Below are 10,676 nucleotides of genomic sequence, written 5' to 3' on the forward strand. Positions count from 1 at the left end.
CTTAGGCAACAGCTGCTGCTTGTTTTTCCTGACGGCGGAGCATTTCTCCGGCCAGTGCCAGATACGCTTTGGCACCACTGGAGGCTCTGTCATAGTACATCGCCGGTGCACCAAAACTCGGCGCTTCAGCCAGACGCACGTTACGTGGGATCACGGTGCGGTAGACTTTTTCACCAAAATGCTGTTTTAGCTGTTCAGATACATCATTGGCCAGGCGGTTACGCGGATCGTACATAGTGCGTAGGATCCCTTCGATCTGTAACTGCGGATTCACCAGCTTAGACAACTGGGTAATGGTATCCATCAGGGCAGTGAGTCCTTCTAATGCATAATATTCACACTGCATTGGTACCATCACAGAATCAGCCGCGGCCATCGCATTGACCGTCAACATATTCAATGAAGGCGGACAATCGATAAAAATAAAATCATACTGATCCAGCACCGACTCCAGCGCATTGCGCAACCGCACTTCGCGGGCAAACAATTCCATTAGCTTAACTTCGGCCGCCGTGACATCACCGTTGGCAGCAATCAAATGATATTCGCCGGAGGTTTCTTTGCTGATCACGTCCTGGATCGGGGTTTCTTCGATCAATAGATCGTAAATGGTCGCTACTTCGCCATATTTGTCAACACCGCTGCCCATGGTCGCATTGCCTTGTGGATCCAGGTCAATCAGCAGGACCTTACGTTTGGTCGCAGCCATGGAAGCTGCCAGGTTGACCGCAGTGGTGGTTTTTCCCACACCGCCTTTTTGGTTTGCAATCGCAATGACTCTAGCCACTATGTCCTCGAATACTAGTCTTTTTTCAAAATGATTAAATGACGTTCACCGTCCAGCTCGGGTACCTGTAAGCTGATATCACTTTCCAGGGTTACACCAGCGGGCAGGCTATCCAGTTCCTGCTGCGGAAACTGACCTTTTAATGCCAGAAAGCGGCTTTCGCCATCGACCAGATGTCCACACCACTGAACCATGTCCTGCAACGAGGCAAAAGCGCGGCTCAGTACACCGTCTAATTTAACACTTGGCTGATATTCTTCAACACGAGACTGAACCGGTGTGACGTTTTCCAGTCCAAGCGCATGTTTTACCTGGGTTAAAAAACGTACTCGTTTGCCAAGGCTGTCGAGCAGGACAAAATTGGTGTCGGGCAGGGCGATGGCCAATACGATCCCGGGGAGTCCCGGTCCGGTGCCTACATCAATGTAGTTTTTGCCACTCAAATGAGGCGCAACCACCAGTGAATCCATGATGTGTTTAACCATCATTTCTTTTGGATCGCGCACTGAGGTCAGGTTGTAGGCTTTGTTCCATTTGTCGAGCAGCCCGACATAATCGACGAGCTGCTGCTTTTGTTGTTCAGTTAGCGTAATGTCCGTGCGCGCTAACAGGGCTGTAAGTTGTTCTAATAACACAGTCTTCCATTTGTTGTTACGCAGACTTGCGCAACAACCCTTGCTTCTTCAGATACACTAATAATAGCGAAATCGCAGCAGGGGTGATACCAGAAATACGAGACGCCTGACCGATTGTTTGCGGTCTGGCTTCTGTCAGCTTTGCCACCACCTCGTTGGACAGGCCACTAACCTGAGCATAATCAAACTCTGCAGGTAACAAGGTTTCTTCATGGCGCAGCTGTTTGTTGATCTCATCCTGCTGACGCGCAATATAGCCCGCATACTTAGTCTGGATCTCAACTTGCTCCAGCGCCTGAGTATTGTCCTGGTCGCTTGCCAGCCCTTCGATCTGCATCAGATCTTTGTAACTGACTTCCGGGCGACGGATCAGATCTTCTAAACTGGCTTCACGGGTTAATGGCGATTTCAGTAATGCGTTCACCTGCGAAAGCGCCGGGTGATCTTTGTGGATCCAGGTATTACGCAGTCGTTGCGTTTCCTGTTCCATCACTTCCAGTTTATTGTTGTATGCCGCCCAGCGTTCATCATCAACCAGACCCAGCTCACGACCTTTTTCGGTCAGGCGCAGATCCGCATTGTCTTCACGCAGCAGCAGGCGATATTCAGCACGGCTGGTAAACATACGATAGGGTTCTTTGGTCCCAAGCGTTGCCAGGTCGTCGATCAAGACACCGGTATAAGCCTGATCGCGGCGTGGTGTCCAGGCTTCCTGACCTTTTACTTGCAAGGCCGCATTCATACCCGCTATCAGACCTTGTGCACCAGCTTCTTCATATCCGGTGGTGCCATTGATCTGGCCAGCAAAGAACAGACCATTAATGAATTTGGTTTCCAGAGATTGCTTCAGGTCACGGGGATCGAAGAAATCATACTCAATCGCATAACCAGGACGACAAATGTGCGCATTTTCAAAACCCTGGATAGAACGCACAATCTCTAACTGAATATCAAACGGCAGGCTGGTGGAAATACCGTTCGGATACAACTCGTAAGAAGTCAGTCCTTCCGGCTCGACAAAGATCTGATGTTTTTCTTTGTCAGCAAAACGGACGATTTTATCTTCAATCGATGGGCAATAGCGCGGCCCGATCCCTTCAATGACACCGGCATACATAGGCGAGCGGTGCAGGTTATCGCGGATCACATCATGGGTTTTTTCATTGGTATAGGTGATATAGCAGGGGATCTGTTGTGGATGATCCGACGTTTTACCCATAAATGAGAATACCGGCGTTGGCGTATCACCAGGCTGTGCCTGCATCACTGAAAAGTCTACGGTACGCGCATCAATACGGGGTGGTGTACCGGTTTTCAGTCGATCAACGCGGAATGGCAATTCACGTAAACGCTGTGCCAGAGCAATTGAGGGGGGATCGCCTGCACGACCGCCTTTGAAATTTTCCAGACCGATATGGATCTGACCGCCGAGGAAAGTACCCACCGTCAGTACCACTGTTTGTGCACTAAAGCGCAGTCCCATCTGGGTGACAACGCCCTTAACCTGATCCTGTTCAACGATCAGATCATCACACGATTGCTGGAAGATCTTCAGATTATCCTGATTTTGCAAGATCTCCTGGATCGCCGCTTTATACAGAGCGCGATCCGCCTGAGCACGTGTTGCTCGTACAGCCGGGCCTTTAGAAGAGTTCAAAGTACGGAACTGGATCCCGCCTTTGTCGATCGCTTTGGCCATTGCGCCACCTAAAGCATCGATCTCTTTTACCAGATGACCTTTTCCGATCCCGCCGATCGCTGGGTTACAGGACATCTGTCCCAGGGTGTCCATATTGTGTGTTAACAATAAGGTATTCATGCCCATACGTGCTGCAGCCAACGCTGCCTCAGTACCAGCATGACCACCACCAACAACGATAACGTCAAAATGTTCGTGATAAATCATTTACGGGATCCTACTTAAAAACAACCAGCAAATTTCGAAAGGGTGCGTATTCTACCCAGAAAAACGCAGAAGTGAAACGTTTAAATTTTAATCAGAGCAAAAGGATCACTTAATAATATATAAGGATCTTTTTAAAGATCTTTTATTAGATCTTACTATTAGATCAGCCCGGATCTGTGAATAACAGTGTATTCCTTATTTGATCCAAAGAGTTAAATCAGATCATATGATGTGAATTAGATCGGATCATCACGATGAAAAGCTTTGATCAAAGTGGCTATTTATTCACAAGGCAAGATCCGATGAAAACTATCCAATGGATAAGTATGCTTAGATCCGCAGTTAGATCAAAGGTTATCCACAATGCGATCTAAGAAAGGCCTATTTTGTGAATAACTTCTGTGTAAAAGATCTTACTGCAGATCCATATACCTTACTGAGCTGCCAGGCTCAGCTGCTGTGTTAGCTCTGGTAACCAGGCAATGGCTGCATCTTCCGGCAATGCTTCGTCTTGTACATCGACCTTTAATACCGGTAAAAGCTGCTGCGCGCCTTTGTCTGTCAGTAACTGCGCACAATTACTGGCGGCCAGGTTATAGGTGTCATAACTTGAGTCGCCAATACCCACCACGGCAAACTGAATGTGGCTCAGATCATCATGCTGCGTCAGTTGCTCTATAAAAGGCAGCAGGTTATCCGGGTAATCTCCCGCACCATAAGTGGAAGTAACCACCAGCCACAGAGGATGCTGGCAGGCGTTCAGATCTGGCTGCTCATGCAGATGTGTGCTGAATTCACTGGCATCGAGTTGCTCGGCAAGCTGTTCTGCGACGTATTCTGCACTGCCCATCTGGCTGCCTATGATGATCTCAATATTGCGCATGACGCGGTGTACCCTGATTGCTGACTTTCGATCTATTCGCGACATCTTAATGACCTCACAACAGAAGTAAAGTCTTGATCTGGGTTTGGGATAAAAAAATCTTGCCTGATTTGTGTTCAAAACAGTGGGCTTTATTAATAGTTGCTTTATAAACAATGGGTTAATAAAATATTCCAGCTGCTAATTCAGTGTGCTAGTTGTGGATAAACCGCGTATATCCTGATGTTTTTTGGGGTTATATGATGAGACTAAAACGGCCGCTTAAGTGGCAAAACCGGCCTGTTTTTCGGCTTGTGGATAGTTTTGGGGGGATAAGTCGATCTACAGGCAAAAGTGCATTCCAGTAGAGGATCTATAAACTTTGATCCATATAATAAAATAATCTAAAAAATGGCGATCTTTTTTTGGATCACAGCCCGGATCGGACTGTTTTTGATAACCTGCGGCGCCAAAAGGCCGGGTTTAAGGGTCGCGTACGGTACCGCTGTGTGCGAATTATGGGCTTTATCGGAGTCGATACCGACAGTAGCGGAGCGTGTTTATGGTCGTTATTCTTGACTAAAACGGTGCAATTAAATCGGCCAGACAGCACGATATGGCACCCGATCAGCAATACCAAACAGGGCAAATGTGTGAATAAGGAAAGCGTGACTAGCTGTGGGAGTGGGCGCAGGCCAGAGCGGCACTGCGCTAATAAAAGGTTATTTACCGATACAGAAGGAGCTGAAGATCTTACCGAGCAGGTCGTCTGAGGTGAATTCACCGGTGATCTCATTGAGGTGCTGCTGGGTCAGGCGTAGCTCTTCGGCCAGGATCTCGCCGGCAATGTGCATTTCTAACTGAGTCTGACCAATCTCCAGGTGCTCTGCGGCACGTTCTAACGCGTCGAGGTGACGGCGGCGCGCCATAAAGCCGCCCTCGGTTGCACCGGTAAAGCCGATACAGGCCTTAAGGTGTTCACGCAGCAGATCTATGCCTGTGCTGTCTTTGGCGCTGAGGCGGATCAAGGCATGACCATGGTCGTGGCTGGTGCCTGTGGGTTCACCACTGAGATCGACCTTGTTGCGGATCACTGTGATGTCCATGCCCTGTGGCAGCTGTTCAATGAATTCCGGCCAGATCCGGGCAGGATCGGTTTCATCGGTTTCGGTGCCGTCGACCATAAATAGCACGTGATCGGCGGCGCGGATCTCATCCCAGGCACGTTCAATACCAATTTGCTCGACCTTGTCCGGACTGTCGCGCAGACCTGCGGTGTCTATTATGTGCAGCGGCATACCATCAATATGGATATGTTCTCTGAGCACATCCCGGGTGGTGCCGGCGATATCGGTCACAATGGCGGCTTCGCGGCCTGCCAGCGCATTGAGTAATGAAGACTTACCTGCATTCGGGCGACCCGCGATCACCACTTTCATGCCTTCACGCATGATGCTGCCTTGCTTGGCTTGCTGACGCACCACGCCCAGCTGCTCTATGATGGCGCTGAGATCGCCGGCCACTTTGCCATCGGAAAGAAAGTCGATTTCTTCATCCGGAAAGTCGATTGCGGCCTCAACATACATGCGCAGATGGATCACTTGCTCCACCAGCGCATTGATGTGCTTTGAAAAGTCTCCCTGCAGAGAGTGCAGCGCGCTTTTGGCTGCCTGTTCACTGGTGGCATTGATCAAGTCGGCAATGGCTTCGGCCTGGGTTAGATCCAGCTTGTCATTCATAAAGGCGCGCTCGGAGAATTCACCGGGCTTTGCCAGCCGTACACCGTCAATCTGACTGATCTCTTTAAGCAGCATATCCAATACCACCGGGCCGCCGTGGCCTTGCAGCTCCAGCACATCTTCGCCGGTAAAGGAATTCGGGCCTTTAAAGAACAAGGCGATCCCCTGATCGAGTTGTTCTCCCTGAAGGGTTTGGAATGGCAGATATTCTGCATAGCGGGTTTTCGGGCATCTGCCGAGAATTGTGTGGGCAACTTGTTCGGCCAGAGTACCCGAAATTCGGATTATGCCGACGCCGCCCCGACCAGGTGCGGTTGCCTGTGCTGCAATGGTGTCTTGTGCGATCATGATGACCCTTGAAAGCAAACTCTAATTAGCGCTAAGTGTACAGCAAACGCACGCTGTGAGGTATAGTAGAGGCGGTTCAGAGATAAGGATATAGCTTGTGGTGGTATTTGCTCAGTATCGCTTTGACAGCGATAGCTTGGTATTAAAAAAAGATCAGCAAGTGGTGGTGCTGCGCCCTAAAGTTGCTCAGTTATTACAGTATTTATTGGCACGACCGCAGCAAGTAATATCCCGCGAGGCATTGCTGGAGGCACTGTGGCAACACGGTGAGTATCGTGATGCGGCGCTGACGCAAAGCATGACGGAGCTGCGTCAGGCATTGGGTGATGATGCACAGCAGCCCAGCTTTATCCGCACGATACCGCAGCAGGGTTATCAATGGATCTGCCCGCTGACACAGCCAAAGCACAGCAAGCACAAGGTGTTATTGAGTGCGCTGTTAAGTGCCGCCTTGCTAATTGGTGGCGGTGTTATTGCCCTATTCACTCATACAGATCCTGCCCCGGTGTCGGCGCAGCTTGCCCATCCCGCTTTAACTATTTTGCCTCTGGACAACCAAACCGGGGTCGCCGCCAATGCCTGGTGGGGCTATGCGCTGCACGCGGCATTGACGACACGATTGCAATCTGAATACCGTTTGATCCCGGCTGCGCAGTCGACTAAAGAGGATGACAGCGCTCAGGTGGCGCTTACCTTATCGCGCCAGCAACAGCGTTACGTGCTGACTATTCATACCGCCCGGCAGCAACAAAAAATCGTGGTTGAGCAGCTGGATATGGGGTTTGATAACGTTGCTGAGCAGATCATTACAGTACTGGCTTTATTGCCTGATGGGCAGAATGCGCGCAAGTCGGAGCAGGTTGCTTCGCAAGACTATTATCGCGGATTACAGGCGCTGGATGAGCAGGGCAACAGACTGGCTAAATCCTATTTTGAGGCAACCCTTACTCAGTATCCGCAACATCTGGCTGCGCAACTTGAACTGGCGCGCATTGCCTGGCAACAAGGTGAGCTGGCGAAGGCAAGAGCCTTGTTTGCTGCTATGGATCTGAATGCTGCAGACCCTGCCATATGGGTTCGTCATTATCTGTATCTGGCGGAGTTTTATAAAGCTCTGGGCGACTATGCGCAGGCGCAGACTGCCGTGCAGCATGGGCTGACGCTTGCGCAGCGCCACCAGTTGCTGGAGCAACTGGCCACAGCGTATCAGTTACAGGCCGAGCTGTTCTGGCTCACCCAGCAGTGGGATGCCTACGCCAAAGCGCTGAATTCAGCATACGCGTTAATTGGCAGCCGTGCCCTGGCGTATCGCGACGCACAACAGGCTTTTTATCTGGCCAATCCGCCCGCCGTCGGGCCCGAAACCAAGCGTTTACTGGACTTAGAGCGCAGCAAGCAGGTGCTGGCTCAGTCGATAGCTTTTTACCGTCAGTCGCCTCGGCGCAATTTACTGGCGCGGGCTTTATTTGCCTATGGGCAGAACTATCTGGTGCCGGTTGCGCAGAGTGAACCGAGCTTGTTAGAAGCGCTGGATATTGCATCGGAACTGGGTGATGACTACTTAAAAAAGCAAATACTCACTTACCTGGGATTTTACTATATTCAACTACATCAGCACGATAAGGCACAGGCTTATCTGGCACAGGTGGAGCCTGATCCGCAGTTTATTCCCCATTATGAATTACACTGGCTGCTGCGCGGCATGGCCATTATGGATGGCGCTCTGAATCAGGATGGCGCGCCGGGACTCGCAACTGCCATAGAGATCTTCGAGCAGTTGTTAGGCTGGGAGCAGGTATCCACCCTCACCGCAGCGCATGCCCAGTTGATGCTTGGCTGGAGTCTGATAAAGCAAGATGAGCTGGTACGGGCCGACGCGTTAGTGAGAAGCGCACAGGCGGTGTATCAGCAGCTCAAGCTGGTTGAGACTGAGGGCTATGCTCGTTATACACGTATGTATATTCATTTACGCCGGGGTGAGGCGAAACAGGCACTGACTTTATTGTCTGCGCCAGAGCAGGCCAGTCACCTGGAGCTTTTATATGGTGCGGTGGCGGCTTTTATGGTTCATGATCATGCCTTGTCAAAGCAGTTAAGCGATCAACTGGCCACACGCCCCAACAGTGCAGCACTGATCAATCAGCTTACCTGGATCAGAGCTGCAATAGTGACGCCATTTGAGTTGGTGACAGCTGTTATCGACAAACCCTACAGCGTGTATTGTCAGAGCAACTGGGCGCTATAAAGGTAAAGGCGGCACCTGATTTGCGCGGTAAATCACCTTGCCTTGCCTGTTTTGTACCACCCAGTAGGGTAAATCTGTCACCTCAAAGCGCCTGAACAGCTGATTGTGACGGTCAAAAACGATCTCATGATTAACGTTAAAGCGTTGTTGATAGGCGCTGACCTGTGTTTGATCCACATAAAACGGTTTGATCACGGTGATTACCGGGTAGTCGATATTGGCTGACAGGTGGTTATTCTGTGCGATCCTGTGCTCGCAATTCGGGATATGCTGAAACGGACACAGGCTGTCGCTGAAGAATAATACCCGAAAGCCTGCACTTGGGCGGGTGGGATCAAAAGGGTGCCCGGATAAGGTTTGAAGCGTTTTATCCTGAGCTGGCTGATCTGGGTGTGCCACGGTTGGGGCCTTGCTTAACGCCTGCCGTTGGCGCACCTGGTTGCCCTCAACCACCAGCCGATAGGGGGTTTGTCTCACGCCATAGCGGATCGCCAGCTGATTGTGGGTGTCTATTTGCAGACCGTCATAGACAGGGAACAGCGCAGTAAACTGATCCACACTGGGTTTATCTATGTTGATGTCCGGGTGCAGAAAGCGACGCTCGATATTGGGGTGTGGATCCGGCAAAGGGGTTTGCTGCACGTACTCATCCCAGAGATTAATAAAGATGTACTCAACCGGGGCGGCGATTGACTGCTGGCTGAGCAAGAGCGTAGTCAGGCTCAGTAATAAGGTGATCGGGTTGTGTAACTTCATAGTTTGTCTCCTGTCAGTGTCGCCAGGTGCTGTCTGAGTTCATCGGTTAACAGGGCGCTGCGGTAAATCTCTTTGCCACTGGCATCGAGCAAAATATGCTGAGGTGTGCCGGTTACCCGGTACTGGCGGGTAATGCTACCCGTTGCATCAAACACCGTGGGAAACTGATAGCCATAGCGGTTTAGGTAGGTTTTCACCCCCTCGACGGTCTGATTAAAGCCCACATTGACGGCAATGACCTGATAACTTTCCTGGTTGTTTTCGAAGGCCTGCTGGAGCAGGGGCATCTCTTCTACACAATAGGCGCACCAGGTGGCCCAGAATTTCAGGTAGGTGACTTTGCCACTGCTTGAGACTGGTTGATCGGCCACTGTTCTGGCCTGCAAAGGGGGATAAGGTTTTGCCGAAGCCGAAGCCGAGGCCGACAGGGCCAGTAACACGATGCCTGTGAGAAATGTCTTCATAATCGTCTCCATAATGATCTACTTGCGTTATAGCCAGCTCTTGCCGGCCTGAATAAGAAAATACTGCGCCATCATGAGCAGTAACAGCGCACTGATGGTGGGCACGTGATTGAGCCAGGCGCCAGCGCGCGGCAAACGCGCCACAAACTGACTGCTCAGTCCGGCCAGCAACAGCAGGGTGCTCATACCCAGTGCAAAGCTAAATAACAGCAGCGCCCCGAATATCGGCTGCCCGCTGGTGGCCACAAACAGCAGCAAGCCGCCGAGCACCGGAGAAGTACAAGGTGCGGCCACCAGCGCACTGGTCATGCCCATCAGCAGCGCCCCCTGCGAGCCCTGAAATGCAGGGCCCGGTAAGCGCGGAAAAGTCAGCCAGCCTTTATTGACCAGGGCCAGATACATGAGCAGATTGGCAAAACCAACCTGCACCCAGGGGTTGGAGGCCACTACCCCAAACAGGCTGCCACTGTAAGCGGCAACGCCACCCAGTAGGGCATAGACAGCAGCAAAGCCGAGACAATACTGCACCGGTGCCAGTGCCTGGGTGCGGTATCTGGTCAGTGAAGCCAGGGTAATGGGTAGCAGAGGATATACACAGGGTGTAAAGCTGGTCAGCACACCGCTGAATAAAGCCAGCGGCAATAGCCACCAGCTGAGGTGTGGTGTGTTTAATGCGTCTAACAGAGGGGGGTCAAACATACTGTGCTCGCTAAGTTGTTAAGATGCAGAATAGCGTGCTGCATGGACCTCAATCTGCCTATCAAAGTGGCATAAAATCCACCTAAAATTTTATCAAGATATTGATTTTGATGATTAAGCTGAGCTGTGAGACTGTGAGACTGTGAGACTGTGAGACTGTGAGACTGTGAGACTGTGAGACTGTGAGACTGTGAGACTGTGAGACTGTGAGATTGTGAGACTTTGAGACTGGGAG

The 10,676-nt window shown here is 51.0% G+C and carries 9 protein-coding genes; 1 reads left to right on the forward strand and 8 read right to left on the reverse strand.

Annotation, left to right across the window (positions count from 1 at the left end; genetic code table 11):
- Window position 1 precedes the first annotated feature (1 nt).
- From L1285_RS23325 to mnmE, 5 genes are all read right to left on the reverse strand, one after another.
- Window positions 2–787 (reverse strand): ParA family protein, encoded by a 786-nt coding sequence (locus tag L1285_RS23325; protein WP_046004735.1) that lies wholly within the window; start codon window positions 785–787, stop codon window positions 2–4.
- 14 nt (window positions 788–801) lie between these two features.
- Window positions 802–1,422 (reverse strand): 16S rRNA (guanine(527)-N(7))-methyltransferase RsmG, encoded by a 621-nt coding sequence (gene rsmG / locus L1285_RS23330; RefSeq protein WP_046004736.1) that lies wholly within the window; start codon window positions 1,420–1,422, stop codon window positions 802–804.
- Window positions 1,423–1,438: 16 nt separating this feature from the next.
- Window positions 1,439–3,328, reverse strand: a complete 1,890-nt coding sequence (mnmG, locus tag L1285_RS23335; RefSeq protein ID WP_235414530.1) for a tRNA uridine-5-carboxymethylaminomethyl(34) synthesis enzyme MnmG — start codon at window positions 3,326–3,328, stop codon at window positions 1,439–1,441.
- Window positions 3,329–3,761: 433 nt separating this feature from the next.
- Complete coding sequence (gene mioC / locus L1285_RS23340) at window positions 3,762–4,211, reverse strand: FMN-binding protein MioC (RefSeq protein WP_138546093.1); 450 nt, start codon at window positions 4,209–4,211, stop codon at window positions 3,762–3,764.
- A 701-nt stretch (window positions 4,212–4,912) separates the two neighbouring features.
- Window positions 4,913–6,277: a tRNA uridine-5-carboxymethylaminomethyl(34) synthesis GTPase MnmE gene (gene mnmE / locus L1285_RS23345; RefSeq protein ID WP_235414531.1), complete on the reverse strand. Its 1,365-nt coding sequence runs from the start codon at window positions 6,275–6,277 to the stop codon at window positions 4,913–4,915.
- A 97-nt stretch (window positions 6,278–6,374) separates the two neighbouring features.
- Here mnmE and L1285_RS23350 point away from each other — a divergent pair, with 97 nt between their 5' ends.
- Window positions 6,375–8,522: a winged helix-turn-helix domain-containing protein gene (locus L1285_RS23350; protein ID WP_235414532.1), complete on the forward strand. Its 2,148-nt coding sequence runs from the start codon at window positions 6,375–6,377 to the stop codon at window positions 8,520–8,522.
- Here L1285_RS23350 and L1285_RS23355 read toward each other — a convergent pair.
- The 3 genes from L1285_RS23355 to L1285_RS23365 are packed head-to-tail and all read right to left on the reverse strand — an operon-like array spanning window position 8,517 to window position 10,441.
- The gene (locus tag L1285_RS23355; protein ID WP_235414533.1) at window positions 8,517–9,278 is read right to left on the reverse strand and encodes a TlpA family protein disulfide reductase; all 762 of its coding nucleotides are present in this window, start codon (window positions 9,276–9,278) and stop codon (window positions 8,517–8,519) included. The genes L1285_RS23350 and L1285_RS23355 overlap by 6 nt on opposite strands.
- The gene (locus L1285_RS23360; protein WP_235414534.1) at window positions 9,275–9,742 is read right to left on the reverse strand and encodes a TlpA family protein disulfide reductase; all 468 of its coding nucleotides are present in this window, start codon (window positions 9,740–9,742) and stop codon (window positions 9,275–9,277) included. Before L1285_RS23360 ends, L1285_RS23355 begins: the two co-directional genes overlap by 4 nt.
- Window positions 9,743–9,769: 27 nt before the next feature.
- Window positions 9,770–10,441, reverse strand: a complete 672-nt coding sequence (locus L1285_RS23365; protein ID WP_235414535.1) for a cytochrome c biogenesis protein CcdA — start codon at window positions 10,439–10,441, stop codon at window positions 9,770–9,772.
- Between the last annotated feature and the right edge of the window lie 235 nt (window positions 10,442–10,676).

This window comes from Pseudoalteromonas sp. DL2-H2.2 (assembly GCF_021532535.1).
GTDB classification, from domain to species: domain Bacteria; phylum Pseudomonadota; class Gammaproteobacteria; order Enterobacterales; family Alteromonadaceae; genus Pseudoalteromonas; species Pseudoalteromonas rubra_A.